13 protein-coding genes and 1 pseudogene are annotated in these 18,496 nt (G+C 63.1%); 10 read left to right on the forward strand and 4 right to left on the reverse strand.

Translation table 11 applies throughout. The annotated features are described in order from the left end of the window. Positions 1-141 precede the first annotated feature (141 nt). Positions 142-1,839: a hypothetical protein gene (locus AWB72_RS06980; RefSeq protein ID WP_040053293.1), complete on the forward strand. Its 1,698-nt coding sequence runs from the start codon at positions 142-144 to the stop codon at positions 1,837-1,839. A 195-nt stretch (positions 1,840-2,034) separates the two neighbouring features. On the opposite strand, the pseudogene AWB72_RS29320 reads toward AWB72_RS06980, so the two are convergent. Both AWB72_RS29320 and AWB72_RS06985 read right to left on the reverse strand, forming a co-directional pair. Then, a pseudogene (locus AWB72_RS29320) lies at positions 2,035-2,139 on the reverse strand (integrase); the annotation flags it as partial. A gap of 10 nt (positions 2,140-2,149) precedes the next feature. After that, on the reverse strand, positions 2,150-2,599 hold the full coding sequence (locus AWB72_RS06985) for a hypothetical protein (RefSeq protein WP_244285540.1): 450 nt from the start codon (positions 2,597-2,599) through the stop codon (positions 2,150-2,152). Between the two features lie 292 nt (positions 2,600-2,891). Between AWB72_RS06985 and AWB72_RS06990 the strand changes: the two genes are divergently transcribed. Continuing rightward, a complete protein-coding gene (locus AWB72_RS06990; RefSeq protein WP_040053372.1) occupies positions 2,892-4,076 on the forward strand; it encodes a TIGR03118 family protein in 1,185 nt (394 codons plus the stop codon). Between the two features lie 108 nt (positions 4,077-4,184). On the opposite strand, the gene prpR is transcribed toward AWB72_RS06990, so the two are convergent. Then, positions 4,185-6,131 (reverse strand): propionate catabolism operon regulatory protein PrpR, encoded by a 1,947-nt coding sequence (gene prpR / locus AWB72_RS06995; protein ID WP_040053291.1) that lies wholly within the window; start codon positions 6,129-6,131, stop codon positions 4,185-4,187. 193 nt (positions 6,132-6,324) lie between these two features. On the opposite strand from prpR, the gene prpB reads away from it, so the two are divergent. From prpB to prpF, 4 genes are all read left to right on the forward strand, one after another. Further along, positions 6,325-7,221, forward strand: coding sequence for a methylisocitrate lyase (gene prpB, locus AWB72_RS07000; protein ID WP_040053290.1), 897 nt, complete (start codon positions 6,325-6,327; stop codon positions 7,219-7,221). Between the two features lie 21 nt (positions 7,222-7,242). Then, the gene (prpC, locus tag AWB72_RS07005) at positions 7,243-8,409 is read left to right on the forward strand and encodes a bifunctional 2-methylcitrate synthase/citrate synthase (RefSeq protein ID WP_087127978.1); all 1,167 of its coding nucleotides are present in this window, start codon (positions 7,243-7,245) and stop codon (positions 8,407-8,409) included. A 165-nt stretch (positions 8,410-8,574) separates the two neighbouring features. Then, positions 8,575-11,172, forward strand: coding sequence for a Fe/S-dependent 2-methylisocitrate dehydratase AcnD (gene acnD / locus AWB72_RS07010; RefSeq protein ID WP_040049886.1), 2,598 nt, complete (start codon positions 8,575-8,577; stop codon positions 11,170-11,172). A gap of 66 nt (positions 11,173-11,238) precedes the next feature. Next, complete coding sequence (gene prpF, locus AWB72_RS07015) at positions 11,239-12,432, forward strand: 2-methylaconitate cis-trans isomerase PrpF (RefSeq protein ID WP_040049885.1); 1,194 nt, start codon at positions 11,239-11,241, stop codon at positions 12,430-12,432. Positions 12,433-12,486: 54 nt separating this feature from the next. Here the strand turns inward: prpF and AWB72_RS07020 are convergent, their stop codons facing one another. After that, a complete protein-coding gene (locus AWB72_RS07020; protein WP_040049884.1) occupies positions 12,487-13,479 on the reverse strand; it encodes a helix-turn-helix domain-containing protein in 993 nt (330 codons plus the stop codon). Between the two features lie 93 nt (positions 13,480-13,572). On the opposite strand from AWB72_RS07020, the gene AWB72_RS07025 reads away from it, so the two are divergent. From AWB72_RS07025 to adhP, 4 genes are all read left to right on the forward strand, one after another. After that, the gene (locus AWB72_RS07025; RefSeq protein WP_040049924.1) at positions 13,573-14,817 is read left to right on the forward strand and encodes a DUF1479 domain-containing protein; all 1,245 of its coding nucleotides are present in this window, start codon (positions 13,573-13,575) and stop codon (positions 14,815-14,817) included. A 56-nt stretch (positions 14,818-14,873) separates the two neighbouring features. Continuing rightward, entirely contained in the window at positions 14,874-16,121 is a 1,248-nt protein-coding gene (locus AWB72_RS07030; RefSeq protein ID WP_052449808.1) for an ABC transporter substrate-binding protein, read from the forward strand. 89 nt (positions 16,122-16,210) lie between these two features. Then, on the forward strand, positions 16,211-17,173 hold the full coding sequence (locus AWB72_RS07035) for an aldo/keto reductase (RefSeq protein WP_244285572.1): 963 nt from the start codon (positions 16,211-16,213) through the stop codon (positions 17,171-17,173). A gap of 160 nt (positions 17,174-17,333) precedes the next feature. Continuing rightward, the gene (gene adhP, locus AWB72_RS07040) at positions 17,334-18,359 is read left to right on the forward strand and encodes an alcohol dehydrogenase AdhP (RefSeq protein ID WP_040049882.1); all 1,026 of its coding nucleotides are present in this window, start codon (positions 17,334-17,336) and stop codon (positions 18,357-18,359) included. The last annotated feature ends 137 nt before the right edge of the window (positions 18,360-18,496 follow it).

Here is an 18,496-nt window from a genome sequence, read left to right on the forward strand (position 1 = left end):
TGGCGTTGCGCTGAGACCATTTGCCCCGGAAAAACCCTATGTGTTTCGCATCGAGGCGTCTACTACGCTTTGCACGTATGCGCGTATTGCATCCGTCCGGCAGGTTTCGACGGACGCGTTGACCTGATTACGGAGACCGGAATGGCTGGGCTTCGCGTGGCGATAGTGATGTGGCTGTGGATGCTGCCGTTTTCAGCGTCGCATGCGGCGGGAGCGCCGTCCAGCTGCATGGATGATACGGTCACCTCCGTCGAGACCGATCCATTGTTGAGAGTGGCGTCAGCCGCGCCTGTGACCCGCGTTCTTCCAGCGGCAGGCGACGCGCGCATCGCTTACAGGGCACAGAAACAACCCGATACGCCACAGCGTTTTATCGCTTACGAGCGAAACCATTATGATCGGGCGCGCGCAACCTCCGTCGAGCAAACCACGGAAAAGGTGCTGCCGGACTATCCCGCTGACAAAAGCGTCGTCATCCACCTTGACATTGACAAGGAAGGCGACGGCTTTCCCCTTTGGCATCAGCGATCTTTCATTGTCGTTGAATGCCGGGGAGATGCGCCGGTCTCGTGGGCGCCTGTCGTGGCCTACGTCAGTTCACCCCTCGTTGGACTACTGTGGATTCCCACTGCGTTGCTCATCTACGCGCTGGCAATAACCGCGGTCTACCAATCGCGAAAGAAGTTTCTTGAAGCCGCCAAAAGAGACAAGGAAGGCCTGGCGGAAAAATACCCATCTGTTTTCGCGATGAAGCCCTTCGAGTTTCGCGACTTCTTCAACCCGATTCAGCTTGCCGCCAACGCTTTCAATCAAGGCAGCGTGCAGAAGATGCAAGTCCTGATGTTTTCGTTTGTCATCGGGTCGTTGGTCCTTTCACTTGTTTTGAGAACCGGCACGCTCGCAAATATGTCGGCGACCGTCGTTGCCCTCCTTGGCATATCCGGTTTCGGCGCTACCGTGTCTCAGATTACCTACACCACTAAAACACGGCTGTCTTTCGACAACTGGGCCTGGCTACAAACGAACCACGTTCTGGCCGACGACAAGGTGCGCGGGCCAGAGTGGAAAGACCTGGTCCTGACCAACCGGGAGTTCGATGTCTACAAGCTGCAGACGATAATTTTCAGCTTATCAGTGGCAGCGGCGCTGCTTGTCGATGGCGCCTCCAATCTTGCAACCTTCTCCATCCCCGAGGCCATGCTCGGGGTTCTCGGCTTGTCGCAAGTCGTGTTTGTCGGTGGCATCCTCGTACGTCCGCCCGCGACGGAAGATCTCGATAAACGCCTGGTCGAGCTGCGCGGAGCAGCACAAAAAGTCATCGAAGCGCGCGCTCGCAACACGGATGTGGATGAGAACGGCAAGCTCCTTAGCGTTCTCCCGCCGGGAGGCAAGCCCGCCGAGAACGCAGAGCGCCAATATCGCGAACTCGTTTTTCAAGTCATGCCCATGCTCGAATCTACGCTTGAAATCGAAGCTGACGAAGCCGCTCTTCTTGATGCCACGCTGCCGCACGACGAGAAAGTCAGCCGAAAGGCGCTGCGCGATGCACTTTCCAAAAGAGCGTCGACAGACGAGATCGAGATATCGCCATCAACAGTTCATGCTTGCGCGGAGAGGCTGAGCCGATTGCTTGCCGGCTTGCTGCGCCGCCATGACAATGTCAGTGCCGTTGCCGTCCAGGCGATGAGCGATGCAGGCGACACCGCGCTTCCGTTGAGCGATCAACAGGCTCGTCAATATATAGAGGCCGCGGCAAAAAAGCGGAACATACCGCTGTCTACCGCACAGGTTTTGCAAGCCGTCGCCCTTCTGCGGAGTGTTCTGGAAAAACAAAAGTGATGCGGCTGACGCGGCCCCGCTCGAATGAGACGTCTACCATTGATCGTGTGTGCGTCAGTCTTGTTTTGATGGCAACTTCCGTTGGCGCTGGCGACTTCGATGGCGCTTCTGCGGCGCAAGCATGCGCTGAACGTCCGTAACAGTACATAGCGAAGGTCGCTTATTGGCCGGCAAGCGCCCGCTCAAGGGCCAACATCAGACTTCGGTTTGTTCGGCCATCTCGAGCGCGTCATTCACCTCGATACCGAGGTATCGAACCGTGCTCTCGAGCTTGGCATGGCCCAAGAGCAACCGAACCGCGCCGGCGGTGTCACCGCTCAACGACGAACGACTTATGCATGCCCATCTCATAGTGCCCCGGGCGATTGCAAATCAGCACATAGCGCCCTGGCACGAGCTTCAATGACAGGCGCTTGGTGGAATGCTGATCCAGATCTTCCACCTCACCCATCTTCCTGAATCGGCTTTCCGTTACCTGGCCGTTACGAACCGGCAACCGCGCTTCGTCAGTGTCGGTTCTCAATACAACGAATTCATGTTCGGTATTGCTTTTCGCTTCGTTACTCACCTCGAACGTAACATTTCCCGCCTCGGTTGTATCCGTATCGAGTTGGATTGCGTTGTCCGTGAGCCTCACATGGATCGTCTCGCTCGCACGACCGCTGAGCGGCAGCATGAGCGCGACTATCGCCAGCACGTACCTCGCATCTTTTCTGCCAGCCTTCATTTTTCTCTTCTCCGAAAGCGGAATGTTCTTCAACAGACGGGATCGACTGTGATGCTGCGTCAGCCGACCCAGTGCCGTGCTCGGCAGCGTCTATCTCGCAGATAGAACGAAGGAAGACTTCCGAATATTCCACATGACGCACAGGGAGCGACTGACCACTGGACTACACGCGCCGCCGACAGGCGCAAACAAGCAGATCTATCGAAGGGCTTATTTGACGTTTGATTCGGCGTGGCAAAGACACGAATCGCTTCGCCGGAATAAACCCCGCCGCCTCTGCGTTCTTTGACCGTTAGGTCCTTTGGACCGGTCAAGGAGTATGGTCATGAGGTCTCTGCTCGCTGTATTCGGCGTCGTGGCATGCGGCGCGGCCATCGCAACGCTGATGTCATGTGGTGGCGGATCCGGTTCGAACAGTAACAACACGCCTGCCCAGTCGTCGTTCACTGTGACGGCCCTCGTGTCTGACGGCGCGGTACAGGCCGCACACACTGACCCGAATCTGAAAAATCCCTGGGGCGTCGCATTCAATCCAAAGGGTTTCGTCTGGGTCGCGGATAACGGCACCAATGTCGCGACACTTTACGACGGCAACGGCGCGCCGCAACCGCTGGTCGTCGCGATACCGGCAGGCATGAACGGTTCGGCATCGCCCACAGGCATTGTCTTCAACGGCACACAAAGCTTCATCGTCAATGAGAAAGGCATGGCCGGAGTCGCTGCGTTCATCTTCGCTGGCGAAGGCGGCACCATCACTGCGTGGGCGCCCGCAGTCGGGCCGACCAACGCGTTCATCATGTATGACGATGGGGCGGGCGGCGCCGTCTACAAAGGGCTCGCGCTTGCCGCCTCGAACAACAACAGCTTTCTCTATGCCACTGACTTCCATAACAACAAGATCGACGTATTCAATACGTCCTTCAAGAAAGTCGTCATGCCTGGTGCTTTCAAGGACCCGGCGATTCCAGCCGGCTTCGCGCCGTTCGGCATTCAGGCGATCGGCTCGAATCTGTTCGTCACGTACGCAATGCAAGACGCAGCCAAGCACGACGATGTCGCCGGCGCGGGTCTCGGCATGGTCGATGTCTACGATACTGCGGGCAACCTGAAGCAACGCTTCGCAACAGGCGGCCCGCTGAACGCGCCTTGGGGCATTGCGCCAGCGCCCGCGAATTTCGGCTCTTTGAGCGGCGCGATACTGATCGGCAATTTCGGTGATGGGACGATCAACGCGTTCAATGCCTCGACCGGTCAGCCGATGGGACGGCTCAACGGACCGAATGGCAGTCCGATCGTCGAACACGGTGCGTGGGGCATCGCGTTCGGCAACGATCTCAGCGATCAACCCTCCAACACGCTTTTCTTCGCCGCGGGACCGAACGACGAAGCCAATGGCGTGTACGGAAGAATCGATTTGAATACCACACCGAACTCGGGGACGAACACGGGTTCAGGTACGGGCACGGGCGCGGGCGCGGGCGCGGGCGCAGGGACGAGCATGGGCATGTAATGCTGACCGCGCATCGAATGGATGGCGTACTCCTGCTCAAGAGCGGGACGCCCGATCGCTCGACTCCTCCAATGCCGGTATGTCCGATAACCCCCGCGTAGGCGCCCATCACCGCTTCCCGTTCAACTTCCGCCAAAGCGTAGTCTTGCTGATCCCCAGCGCCTTGCAGGCCGCATCGCGGTCCCCTCCAAATTCATTCAGCGTCGCGCGGACCTGATCCGCTTCCGCCGAACGACTCAACTGACGCAGACTCGGGTTCCCGCGTGCATCGTGCGCCGCGCCGAAGAGTTCCGGCGCGATCGCCTCGAAGTCCGCCAGCGTCAGCTTCCATTCACGCCCGTTTTTGCCCGGCATATGCGCGATCTCGACCGCAACTCGCTCGATAACGTTCTGCAGTTCGCGCACATTCCCCGGCCAGCGATACGCACTCAGCGCATCTTCGAGCGGCGCCAGCACCTTGCGCACCGCATCGCGATTCGCAAGCCGCTGCGCAAGCGCTCCATCGCGGCTCGCGGCCTGCGCGAGCAGCTCGGCCGCCAGCGGCAGGATATCGCCAGCACGCGCGCGCAAAGGCGGCAGCGCGATGCTGAGAATGTTGATCCGGTAGAACAGGTCGGCCCGAAACGAGCCGTCCTCCACGCCCTCCGCGAGCGTGCGATGCGTCGCCGCGATCACGCGGATATCCACGCGCGTCGGCTCCGTCGATCCGAGCCGCACCACTTCCCGCTCCTGCAACACGCGCAGCAGCCGGCTTTGCAGCGACGACGGCATCTCGCCGATTTCATCGAGAAACAGCGTGCCGCGATGCGACGCCTCGATCAGCCCCGCCTTGCCGCCCCTGCGCGCGCCAGTGAACGCGCCCTCCTCATAGCCGAACAGTTCGCTTTCCAGCAAGGCCTCCGAAAACGCGCCGCAGTTGATCGCGACGAACGGAAAGTCCTTGCGGCGGCTCATCTGATGCATGCTCTGGGCGACCATTTCCTTGCCGGTGCCGCTCTCGCCGAGAATCAGGACCGTGGCATCGGACGTCGCGTATTTGCGCACCTGCGCCTTCACGCGACGCATGGCCTCCGAATCGCCGACGATCGATTCGAGCTGGTAGCGCGCGACGAATTCCTGCGCGCCCTGCCGCGAGCGCAGCGTCCGGTCCAGCCGCTCGACGGCGCGCGATTCCTGAAACGTGAAGATGGTGCCGCCGGATGTGCCGTCGCCACCCAGCGGACCGCGATGGATCGCGTAGCTGACGCCGTGCACGCGCCCCACGACGTCCTCGCCTTCGGCGGGCAAGAGGCCATCGAGCGCGGGCGCGACATCGAGCAGCGGGTGGCCGACGACGCGCGCCGCATCGGCCAGACCGAGCGCCGTCAGCAAGCGTCGATTGATGGCTTCGATGCGCCCTTCCGCATCGACCGCCACCACGCCGTCGCGCAAATGCTGGAGGAGGTTGTCGAGCCGCGTGCGCCGCCCGACTTCGCGGCGCATCGCGTGCGCGACTTCCAGCGCGGTCTCGAACGCCGATGCAACGGACGTGCGCGAGTAGAGGAACACCGACCGCATGCCGGCGCGGGCGGCCAGATCGGTCACGAGACCCGGCCCCACGACCGTATCGATGCCGCGGTCGCGCAGATCGAGCACGAGGTTTTCGGCGTCCTGCGCCGATCGATACGATTCGCAAGCGACGTCGATGGCGTACGCGGCGAGAAAGCGGCGAATCTCCGGCGGCGTGTCGCCGTGCGTGACCAGCGCCATGCGCGCATCGGCGCGCCGCGCCTTCGCGAGCGCCTGCATCACGTCGAAACCGGTCGGGCTGATGATCACGACCGGCACCGACACGCGCGACTTCAGATAAGCGCCGTTCGATCCGCCGCCCACGACCACGTCGGGCCGCTCGCCGGTTTCGGATTCGATGCGCGCCACGGCATCCTCGTAGCCGAGCGCGATCACGTCGAGATCGGCGCGATCGGCGTACTCGGCGCCGACATCCATGAACAAGTCGCGCAGCCGGCTGATGCCGACCGCCCAGATGCGCGGACGCGCTGCGGTGTCTGCTTTCATGTTTTCAAAACGATGCGCCGAGGAACTCGCAGCTTAACGCGGCAATTCCCCGTTCGAAACCGCTATTTCATATGTGAAATCGGCAAACGCCTGGCGCACTCCGGCATCTCCTTCTAAATCAATCACTTAAGCGGTGCATCGCAGTTGGCAAAGAAATTGCAGTAAATGGCGCCTTCTTGCGGAGACATCCAACGTGAACACACCTACCTCACCCGTACAAAGCGCCGGCGCGCGTTTCCGCGCGGCCGTCCGCGACGAATCCCCCTTGCAGGTCGTGGGCGCCATCACGGCGTATGCGGCGAAGATGGCCGAAGCGGTCGGCTTCAAGGCGCTCTATCTGTCGGGCGGCGGCGTGGCCGCCAACTCGCTCGGCATGCCGGACCTCGGCATCAGCACGATGGAAGACGTGCTGATCGACGCGCGCCGCATCACGGACGCGTCGTCATTGCCGCTGATGGTCGATATCGATACCGGCTGGGGCGGCGCGTTCAACATCGCGCGCACCATCCGCTCGTTCATCAAGGCGGGCGTGGCGGCCGTGCATATCGAAGACCAGGTGGGCCAGAAGCGCTGCGGGCATCGTCCGGGCAAGGAAGTCGTGTCGACGGGCGAGATGGTCGATCGCGTGAAAGCGGCTGTCGATGCGCGCACCGACGAGTCGTTCGTTATCATGGCGCGCACCGACGCGGCCGCCGCGGAAGGCATCGATGCCGCGATCGAGCGGGCCGTCGCGTACGTCGAAGCCGGCGCGGATATGATCTTCCCCGAAGCGATGAAAACGCTCGACGACTATCGGCGCTTCAAGGCGGCGGTCGGCGTGCCGATTCTCGCGAACCTGACCGAGTTCGGTTCGACGCCCTTCTTCACGGTCGACGAACTGAAGGACGCCAATGTCGATATCGCGCTGTACTGCTGCGGCGCGTATCGCGCGATGAACGCGGCGGCGCTGAATTTCTACGAGACCGTGCGGCGCGACGGCACGCAGAAAGCCGCCGTCGAAACCATGCAGACGCGCGCGGATCTGTACAAGTATCTCGGCTATCACGCATACGAAGACAAGCTGGATCAGTTGTTCTCGGCACAGAAATAACCCGCATTCAGGAGACGAACGATGAGCGAAGCAGACAACAGCACCCCAACGAGCGGCTTCAAGCCGAAGAAGTCGGTCGCGCTTTCCGGTGTGACCGCCGGCAACACGGCCTTGTGCACGGTCGGCCGCACCGGCAACGACCTGCACTATCGCGGCTACGACATTCTCGATCTCGCCACCACGAGCGAATTCGAGGAAATCGCGTATCTGCTCGTGCACGGCAAGCTGCCGAGCGCCGCCGAACTCGCGGCCTACAAGACCAAGCTGAAGGCGCTGCGCGGCCTGCCCGCGAACCTGAAGGCCGCGCTGGAATGGATTCCCGCTTCCGCGCATCCGATGGACGTGATGCGCACCGGCGTCTCCGTGCTGGGCACCATCCTGCCCGAGAAGGACGATCACAACGTGCCCGGCGCGAAGGACATCGCCGACAAGCTGATGGCCTCGCTCGGCTCGATGCTGCTCTACTGGTATCACTACTCGCATAACGGCCGCCGCATCGAAGTCGAAACCGACGACGATTCCATCGGCGGGCACTTCCTGCATCTCCTGCACGGCGTCGAGCCGCCGAAATCGTGGGTCGATGCAATGCACGTCTCGCTCAACCTCTACGCGGAGCACGAGTTCAACGCATCGACCTTCACGGCGCGCGTGATCGCGGGCACGGGTTCGGACATGTACTCGTCGATCACCGGCGCGATCGGCGCGCTGCGCGGCCCGAAGCACGGCGGCGCCAACGAAGTCGCGTTCGAGATTCAGTCGCGCTATCAGAACGCCGACGAAGCGGAAGCCGACATCAAGCGCCGCGTCGAAAACAAGGAAGTGGTGATCGGCTTCGGCCATCCGGTCTATACGATCTCGGACCCGCGCAACAAGGTCATCAAGGAAGTCGCGAAGACGCTCTCGAAGGAAGCCGGCGACACGAAGCTCTTCGACATCGCCGAGCGGCTCGAATCGGTGATGTGGGACGCGAAGAAGATGTTCCCGAATCTGGACTGGTTCAGCGCCGTGTCGTATCACATGATGGGCGTGCCCACGGCGATGTTCACGCCGCTGTTCGTGATCTCGCGCACCTCGGGCTGGAGTGCGCATATCATCGAGCAGCGCATCGACAACAAGATCATTCGGCCGAGCGCGAACTACACCGGCCCGGAGAATCTCTCCTTCGTTCCGCTTGCCGAGCGCACGTAACAGGCGCATGTTGCACCTTCGCGCGAGAAGCCGGACGCGCGCGAAGTCCCTCCTCGCCGCCGCATCAGGCGGCGGGGCCGTTCGATGAAGCAAGGCGTTTCGCCCCACGATACCTTTGAGCATGGCGCCTTCGCGCACAGACCATGCGATGAGCGAGATACGGCCATGAATACTGCCAACCGCAAACCTCTTCCCGGCACGCACTGCGACTTCTTCGACGCCCGCGCGGCCGTCGATGCCATCCGCCCCGGCGCTTACGACGCCCTGCCCTACACCTCGCGCGTGCTCGCGGAGAATCTGGTTCGCCGCTGCGATCCGGCGCTGCTCGAAGCATCGCTGCTGCAACTGATCGAGCGCAAGACCGAGCGCGATTTCCCGTGGTATCCGACGCGCGTCGTGTGTCACGACATCCTCGGCCAGACGGCGCTCGTGGACCTCGCGGGCCTGCGCGACGCCATCGCGAGCCAGGGCGGCGATCCGGCCAAGGTGAATCCGGTGGTGCCGGTTCAACTGATCGTCGATCACTCGCTCGCCGTCGAATGCGGCGGCTTCGACCCGGATGCCTTTGCGAAGAATCGCGCGATCGAGGACCGGCGCAACGAAGACCGTTTCGATTTCATCAACTGGACGAAGAAGGCGTTCAAGAACGTCGACGTGATTCCGCCGGGCAACGGCATCATGCATCAGATCAATCTGGAGCGGATGTCGCCGGTCATCCATGCGATCGACGGCGTCGCCTTTCCCGATACCCTCGTCGGCACCGACAGCCACACGCCGCACGTCGATGCCCTCGGCGTGATCGCGATCGGCGTCGGCGGCCTAGAGGCGGAGAACGTGATGCTCGGCCGCGCATCGTGGATGCGTCTGCCCGATATCGTCGGCGTCGAGCTGACGGGCAAGCGCCAGCCGGGCATCACGGCCACCGACATCGTGCTCGCCCTGACCGAATTCCTGCGCAAGGAAAAAGTGGTCGGCGCCTATCTCGAGTTCTATGGCGAAGGCGCATCGAGCCTCACCCTCGGCGACCGCGCGACGATCTCGAACATGGCGCCGGAATACGGCGCGACGGCCGCGATGTTCTACATCGACGAACAGACGATTGCGTACCTGCGGCTCACCGGCCGCGACGATGCGCAGATCCGCCTCGTCGAAACCTATGCGAAAACCGCCGGCCTGTGGGCCGATTCGCTCGCTAACGCGCAGTACGAGCGCGTGCTGCGCTTCGATCTGTCGAGCGTCGAGCGCAACATGGCAGGGCCGTCGAATCCGCACAAGCGGCTGCCGACGTCGAAGCTCGCGGAACGCGGCATCGCGCATGAATGGGTCGAGACGCCGGGCAAGATGCCCGAGGGCGCGGTCATCATTGCGGCAATCACCAGTTGCACCAACACCAGCAATCCGCGCAACGTGATCGCGGCCGCGCTGCTCGCCCGCAATGCGAACGCGCGCGGGCTTGCGCGCAAGCCGTGGGTCAAGTCGTCGCTCGCGCCGGGATCGAAGGCAGTCGAGTTGTACCTCGAAGAAGCCGGTCTGCTCGGCGAACTCGAACGGCTTGGCTTCGGCATCGTCGCGTTCGCGTGCACGACCTGCAACGGCATGTCGGGCGCGCTGGACCCGGTCATTCAGCAGGAGATCGTCGAGCGCGAGCTTTATACGACCGCCGTGCTCTCCGGCAACCGCAACTTCGACGGCCGCATTCATCCGTACGCGAAGCAGGCGTTTTTGGCGTCGCCGCCGCTCGTCGTCGCGTATGCGATCGCGGGCACCATTCACTTCGACATCGAGCAGGACTCGCTCGGCACGGACGCGAACGGCCAGCCCGTTTATCTCAAGGACATCTGGCCCGACGATGCGGAGATCGACGCCATCGTCGCGCAAAGCGTGAAGCCCGAACACTTCCGCCGCGTGTACGAGCCGATGTTCGCCGTCACCGAGGCGCGCGACGAAGCCATCAGCCCGGTCTACGACTGGCGCGGCGAAAGCACCTACATTCGCCGTCCGCCGTACTGGGAAGGCGCGCTCGCGGGCAAGCGCACGCTTTCGGGCATGCGCGCGCTGGCCGTGCTCGGCGACAACATCACGACCGATCACCTGTCGCCGTCGAACGCCATTCTCGCGGACAGCGCGGCCGGCGAATATCTGACGAAGATGGGCTTGCCGGAAGAAGACTTCAATTCCTACGCGACGCATCGCGGCGATCATTTGACGGCGCAGCGCGCGACCTTCGCGAATCCGACGCTCGTCAACGAAATGGCTGTGGTCGACGGCACGGTGAAGAAAGGCTCGCTCGCGCGCATCGAACCGGAAGGCAAGGTCACGCGCATGTGGGAAGCCATCGAAACCTACATGGAACGCAAGCAGCCGCTCATCATCGTGGCGGGCGCGGACTACGGACAAGGTTCGTCGCGCGACTGGGCCGCGAAAGGCGTGCGGCTGGCGGGCGTCGAGGCGATCGTCGCCGAAGGCTTCGAGCGCATCCATCGGACGAACCTGATCGGCATGGGCGTCCTGCCGCTCGAATTCAAGGCGGGCGTGAATCGCCTGACGCTCGGCATCGACGGCACCGAAACCTTCGACGTGACCGGCGAACGCAAGCCGCGCGCGGACCTGACGCTCGTGATCCGGCGCAAGAACGGCGAGTGCGTCGAAGTGCCGGTCACCTGCCGTCTCGATACGGCCGAGGAAGTGTCGATCTACGAAGCGGGCGGCGTGCTGCAGCGCTTCGCACAGGACTTTCTGGAATCGTCGAAGACCGCCGCGTAAGACTACGGCCTTCGCGGATGCGGCGCCGCACGCCGCATCCTCTCTCTTTCGAAACAGGACTCAAGCATGGCCTACGCACCCCAGATCCGAATCGCCGCGACCTACATGCGCGGCGGCACCAGCAAGGGCGTTTTCTTCCGGCTCGACGACCTGCCCGAAGCCGCGCGCGTGCCGGGCGCCGCGCGCGACGCGCTGTTCCTGCGCGTGATCGGCAGCCCGGACCCGTACGGCAAGCAGATCGACGGCATGGGCGGCGCAACGTCGAGCACGAGCAAGACGGTGATCGTTTCGCGCAGCACGCGTCCCGGTCACGATGTCGATTATCTGTTCGGACAGGTGTCGATCGACAAGCCGTTCGTCGACTGGAGCGGCAACTGCGGCAATCTGTCGGCGGCGGTCGGTCCGTTCGCGATCGCGAACGGCCTCATCGATCCCGAGCGCGTGCCGGACGACGGCATCGCGGTCGTGCGCGTCTGGCAGGCGAATATCGGCAAGACCATCATCGCGCATGTGCCGATGACGCGCGGCGCGGTGCAGGAAACCGGCGACTTCGAACTGGACGGCGTGACGTTTCCCGCCGCCGAAGTGCAGCTCGAATTCCTCGATCCGGCCGCCGATGAAGAAGGCGCGGGCGGCGCGATGTTCCCGACCGGCCAGCTCGTCGACGATCTGGAGGTGCCCGGCATCGGCACGCTGAAGGCGACCATGATCAACGCGGGCATTCCGACGATCTTCGTCAACGCCGATGCGATCGGCTACACCGGCACCGAGCTTCAGGACGCGATCAACGGCGACGACGCGGCGCTGCGGCGCTTCGAGACCATTCGCGCGTACGGCGCGCTGCGCATGGGGCTGATCGCGAGCCTCGATGACATCGCGAAGCGCCAGCACACGCCGAAAGTCGCCTTCGTCGCACCGCCGGCCGCGTATGTCGCGTCGAGCGGAAAGCGTATCGGTGCGGAAGACGTCGACGTGCTGGTGCGCGCGATGTCGATGGGCAAGCTGCATCACGCGATGATGGGCACCGCCGCCGTCGCGATCGGCACGGCAGCGGCGATTCCGGGCACGCTCGTCAATCTCGCGGCGGGCGGCGGCAAGCTCCGCGAAGTGCGATTCGGGCATCCGTCGGGCACGCTTCGCGTGGGTGCGGAAGCGGTCGAAGCGGACGGCGAATGGAAGGTCACGAAAGCCATCATGAGCCGCAGTGCGCGCGTGCTGATGGAGGGGAAGGTGCGGGTGCCGGTGGGTTCCGAAGCGTGAGGTAACCGCGCTCGCGCAGCCGGCGGTACATCGATCGTCAGGACGTCGAGCCGCTCAACGAACGCCGGCAAGGCCGGCGTCGCCGCGATGATCCGGTCTGATCCGCGCGGCTCTCTTCTTCTGCTGGAGCGACGGAGGCCGTTCGGTCAGGCTCGTCGCCGTGTCCTTGTCGGCGGCACCCTCCACCCGGAACTGGCGCCGATACTCGGCCGGCGTCGTTTGCTTCGCGGTCTTGAACTGCCGATTGAAATTGGCGACGTTCGCAAACCCGGAGCGGGCAGCAATCACCGAAATGGGCAGCGACGTGTCGCCCAGCAACCGGCACGCGTGCCCGATGCGCACGCGCGCGATATACCGTCCGACGCTCTCGCCAATGTGCTGCACGAAGTAACGCGTCAGCGTCCGTTCCGACAGACTGGCTGCTGCACAGAGTTCCGCAAGTCGCAGCGGTTCGGCAAACCGGGCATCGATCATCGCAAGCACACGGTTGATGCGCTCGGGCTCGTGGCCGGAGGGGCCGGTGCTCGTCTGGTTGAAGGCGCTCGGCGAGGCGAGCGGATGGCCGGGCGCGTCGCCGAGCGTGCAGAGAATGTCGAGCGCCGCGCTCAGGCGTTCGCGTGGCGCGTTCGAGAGCAACGGCTCCAGACGGCCGCGCATCCATTCGCCGGCAGGCGGTTCGAAAGCCAGTCCGCACGCGGCGCGACGCAAGAGCTTGCGAAGCGGCTCGTATTCGCGGCAGCAATCCGCCATGCGTCTCGCCCACTCGCCCTCGAACCAAATGACGATGGCGACCTGCGGCAAGGCGGGATCGATCGACCGGTTCGATGACCACGTATGCGGCAAGTCCGGCGGCACGAGGACGAGATCCTCGGCGCGGTACTCGTTGACCGAGTCCCCGATATAGCGCTTGCCGTGGCTGTTCATCGTCAACGTCAACTCGTACTCCGGATGGTGATGCCATTCGAACGGAATACGCGCGAGCCGCCGATGGTAAACCCGGACCGAACAGTCCTCGCCGAATTCGACATGCTCGTAAGCTGGTTTCATGGCCGAAAACGCAAATGAATTGCCGGAATAGTATCACCGGCGGCCGCATGAGCGTCATATGCTTCTCGCACAGAAATTTACATGGAGACGATCATGGCGCTGAAGATCGATGACTTGCCGGGCGCGATCCGCCAGGCGAAAAAGGAATTGCGCGCCGCGCTGCCGAATTACCGGGAGGTCTTCGCGGAGGTCGAACAGTCGATCCGCGAAGAAGCGAAGCGAATCGCCGCTCAGCGCGCCCGGGGAGAGAACGTCATTCCGGAGATCCAGTTTGCCGACATCGCCGGACAATGCGTGCGCGCCGAAGAGATAGCGCTCGTCAAGGCGCGCGGTGCGTGCGTGATTCGGAACGTGTTCCCTCGCGAACAGGTGCAGAAGTGGGACGACGACATCGCGCAATACGTCGAGCGCAATCATCTCGACAAGCGTCTCGAAAATCGTGCTGAAGACAAATACTTCGGACAACTGGCATCGAGCAAGCCGCAGATTTACGGCGTGTACTGGTCGAAGCCGCAGGTGCTCGCCCGTCAGTCGGAGTCGCTGACCGCCGCACGCGTCTTTCTCAACAAGCTCTGGCGCAACGAAAGCGAAGGACGTATTCACTTCGATCCGGAACACGTCCCGGTCTATGCCGACCGTCTGCGTCGCCGGCCGCCGGGATCGGCGTCGCTCGGCCTGTCGGCGCATTGCGATGGCGGCTCGGTCGAACGCTGGATCGAAAGCAATTTCCGCAAGGTGTATCGGCATGTGTTCGCGGGCAACTGGCGCGATTACGATGCATTCGACGCTGCTTTCCGGCCCGATGTGCAAGAGATTGCATCGCCTGCCGTCTGCTCGATGTTCCGCACGTTTCAGGGCTGGACCGCGTTGACGCCGCAAGGCCCGGGCGACGGCACGCTGCAACTCGTGCCCATGGCCCATTCGATGGTGTACATCCTGCTGCGCGCCCTTCAGGACGACGTCGCCGACGACGACCTGTGCGGCGCCATGCCCGGACGCGCGCTCTCGATCAAGCCGGAATATCACGCGCCGCTGTTCGAAGCGTTGTCGTCCATCCCGAAGATGGAAGCCGGCGACACGGTGTTCTGGCACAGCGACGTCATCCATGCGGTCGAAGACGAGCACAAGGGAGCGGGTTACAGCAACGTGATGTACATCGCCTCCGCGCCCGCATGCGCGAAGAATGACGCTTATCTCAAGCGCCAGTTGCCGAGTTTCCTCAAAGGCGAAAGCCCGCCGGACTTCCCGACGGACCATTTCGAAGTCGATTTCACCGGCCGCGCAACGGTCGACGATCTGACACCGCTCGGCCGGGCCCAGCTCGGGTTCGACCTGTAACTGACCGGGGCGCGCGAACGCGTCGCTTCGTCCATAAATAAAAATCGGAGACTGCAATGAAACATACCCTGACGTCGGCCGCAGCGGCCGTCGCGCTGTTCATCGCCGGTACGCATGCCGTACTCGCCGCCGAACAGATGTCGGTCCTGCACTGGTGGACTTCCGGCGGCGAATCCAAAGCCATCAGGGTGCTGAAGGACGATATGAGCAAGCAGGGCTATGAATGGAAGGACTTCGCTGTCGCGGGCGGATCGGGCACCGCGGCCATGACGGCGCTCAAGACCCAGGTGATCTCGGGCAACGCGCCGTCTGCCGCGCAGATCAAGGGACCGCTGATTCGCGACTGGGCGGACCAGGGCGTGCTCGTGACCATCGACCAGGCGGCGGCCGACTGGAAAAGCCATATGCCCGCGCAGATCGACAATGCGATGAAGGCGGACGGCCATTATGTGGCGGCGCCTTTCTCGGTGCACCGGATCAACTGGCTGTGGATCAACAAGGCGGACCTCGACAAGGTGGGCGGTGCGCCGCCCACGACGTGGCCGGAGTTCTTCGCGCTCGCCGACAAGTTTCGCGCAGCGGGCATCACGCCGGTCGCGCACGGCGGGCAGCCCTGGCAAGACATGACAATCTGGGAAACGGTCGTGTTGTCGCAGGGCGCGGACTTCTACCGCAAGGCGCTCATCGATCTCGATCAGAAGACGCTTACGTCGCCGCAGATGGTGCAGGTCTTCGAGACCGTGCAGAAGATTCGGACTTACTTCGACAAGGCCTATCACGGCCGCGACTGGAATCTCGCCACCGCGATGGTGATTTCCGGCTCGGGCGGCATGCAGTTCATGGGCGACTGGGCAAAAGGCGAGTTCGTCAACGCGAACAAGAAGGCGGATGCCGACTTCGTCTGCGCGCCCGCGCCCGGCACGTCGAACGCCTACACGTACACGGCGGATGCCTTCGTGTTCTTCCAGCAAAACGGCAAGAAGGACGCGACGCCGGGGCAGCTTGCGATGGCCAGAACGATCATGTCCCCCGACTTTCAGGAGCAGTTCAGTCTCAACAAGGGTTCGATTCCGGTGAGGCTGGATGTGCCGATGGACAAGTTCGACAGCTGCGCGAAGAAATCGCGCGCGGACGAGCAGGCGACGATCAAGTCGGGCGGCTTTCTTCCTTCCTTGGCATTCGGTGAGCTTCAGTCCGCAGTGACGGCCGGTGCGATCACCGACGTGGTGACCACTTTCATGAACTCGAACGAGGACGCGAAAGAAGGCGTGCGCAAGCTCGCTGCCGCCGCGAAGGTCAAGTAAGCGAGCCGCGATCTCACTCACAACAGGAGACACACTTGGATCCAGTCGCCAAACGGAAATGGCCGCGTTCCGGGCTCGAAACAACCGTGATGGGTTTCGGCGCCGCACCGATCGGCAATATCTTCAGACCGATCAGTGAAGCGGATTCGGCTGCCCTCATCAAGGCCGCGTGGGACGCAGGCGTGCGTTATTTCGATACCGCTCCGATGTACGGTCATGGCTTGAGCGAAGCGCGCTGCGGACAGGGTCTGCGATGGTATCCGCGCGATCAGTTCGTGCTGTCGACCAAGGTCGGGCGGCTTCTCAGACCGCGCAAGCGCGCCGAGATAAACTTCGCGCCCTGGGTGGACGGGCTGCCGTTCGAGACGGTCTTCGACTACAGCTACGACGGGACGATGCGCTCGATCGAGGATAGCCTGCAGCGTCTGGCGCTGGAGCATGTCGATATCGCGTTGATTCACGATATCGATGTCTTCACCCACGGCGAGCGTCAGCCCGAGATGTTCGAAGCCGCGATGGCGGGCGCGTCGAAAGCGCTGCTCAGGCTCCGCGACGAAGGCATCGTGAAGGCGGTCGGCATCGGCGTGAACGAATGGCAGGTGGCGCACGAAGCCATTCGCCGGCAGGACTTCGATTGCCTGCTGCTGGCAGGCCGCTACACGCTGCTCGAACAGGACGCACTGGACGGCTTCTTGCCATTGTGCGAAGAGAAGCAAGTGTCGGTCATACTCGGCGGCGGCTACAACAGCGGCATTCTCGCGACAGGAGCCGTGCCCGGCGCGAAATACAACTATGCGCCCGCGCCGGACGCCATTCTGGCGCGCGTGCGCAAGATGGAGGACGTATGCCGGGAGTATTCGGTCCCGCTCAAAGCCGCGGCGCTGCAATTCGTCCTCGGCCATCCTGCCATCCCGACGAACATTCCGGGTGTGCGCACGGTTGCACAGCTCGACGACAACCTCGAGACCTTCCGGACGGAGATACCGCCCGACTTCTGGGCTGAACTGAAGCGTCGCGAGCTGATTCGCGAGGACGCGCCGACGCCTCGATAGAGACGCTGCGGATGGCTGACGCGGCACAACGGACAAGACAAGCGCCCGCCGTTCCGCTTGATATGAGTCAAGACCCGCTCAATTCGCTTGCGCATACTGAACGCTCATCCGGCGGCTGATTGCAGACACGGGATGCCGCCCACTTTCGAGGGAGCGTTCGATGACCACATCGATGAAAGCTGCTGTCGTTCACGCGTTCGGCGAACCGTTGCGCATCGAGGAGGTGCCGATGCCGGCGCCGGGCCGCAATGAAATCCTGGTGAAGATCGCCGCATCCGGCGTGTGCCATACCGATGTCCACGCTGCCGACGGCGACTGGCCCGTCAAGCCTGCGCTTCCGTTCATCCCCGGCCACGAAGGCGTGGGCTACGTCGCCGCCGCCGGCGCGGACGTGACGCAAGTGAAGGAAGGCGATCGCGTCGGCGTGCCGTGGCTCTATACGGCCTGCGGACACTGCGAGCACTGTCTTTCCGGATGGGAGACGCTCTGCCATTCGCAGAAGAACACGGGCTATTCGGTGAACGGCGGCTACGCGGAATACGTCCTCGCCGATCCCGGCTATGTCGGGCATCTGCCGAAGCAGGTCGCGTTCGATGAAATCGCGCCGATTCTCTGCGCCGGCGTGACCGTCTACAAAGGCATCCGCGTGACCGACACGCGGCCGGGCCAATGGCTCGCCATCTCGGGCATCGGCGGACTCGGGCATGTGGCCGTGCAATATGCCATCGCGATGGGCCTTCATGTCGTCGCCGTCGATATCGATCCCCGCAAGCTCGCCCTCGCTCGCGATCTCGGCGCGAAGCTCGCCATCGACGCATCCGTCGACGATCCCGCCGCAGTCATCCAGAAGGAGATCGGCGGCGTGCATGGCGTGCTCGTCACCGCCGTGTCGCGCGGCGCGTTCGCGCAGGCGCTCGGCATGGTGCGGCGAGGCGGCACGGTCTCGCTCAACGGCCTGCCGCCCGGCGACTTTCCGCTGCCCATCTTTTCGACGGTCCTGAACGGCATCACGGTGCGCGGTTCCATCGTCGGCACGCGGCGCGACCTTCAGGAAGCGCTCGATTTCGCGGCGGAAGGCAAAGTTCGCGCGCACATTCATCGCGAGCGGCTCGAGAACATCAATTCCGTTATCGCCGATCTGAAAAGCGGCAAGGTCGATGGCCGCGTCGTGCTGACGCTCGACTGAGCAACGGCAGCCGCGCATGTCCGCGAAGCTCGACGGTGGCATCCGGCATGGCGGCGCGATTATCGACGTGCCTTGCGTTCGATCCGCGACGACTGATCCAGATCAATCGCCAGCCTGTGCACGGTGGAAGAATCGAT

Source organism: Caballeronia concitans (assembly GCF_001544615.1).
Taxonomy (GTDB): Bacteria; Pseudomonadota; Gammaproteobacteria; order Burkholderiales; family Burkholderiaceae; genus Caballeronia; species Caballeronia concitans.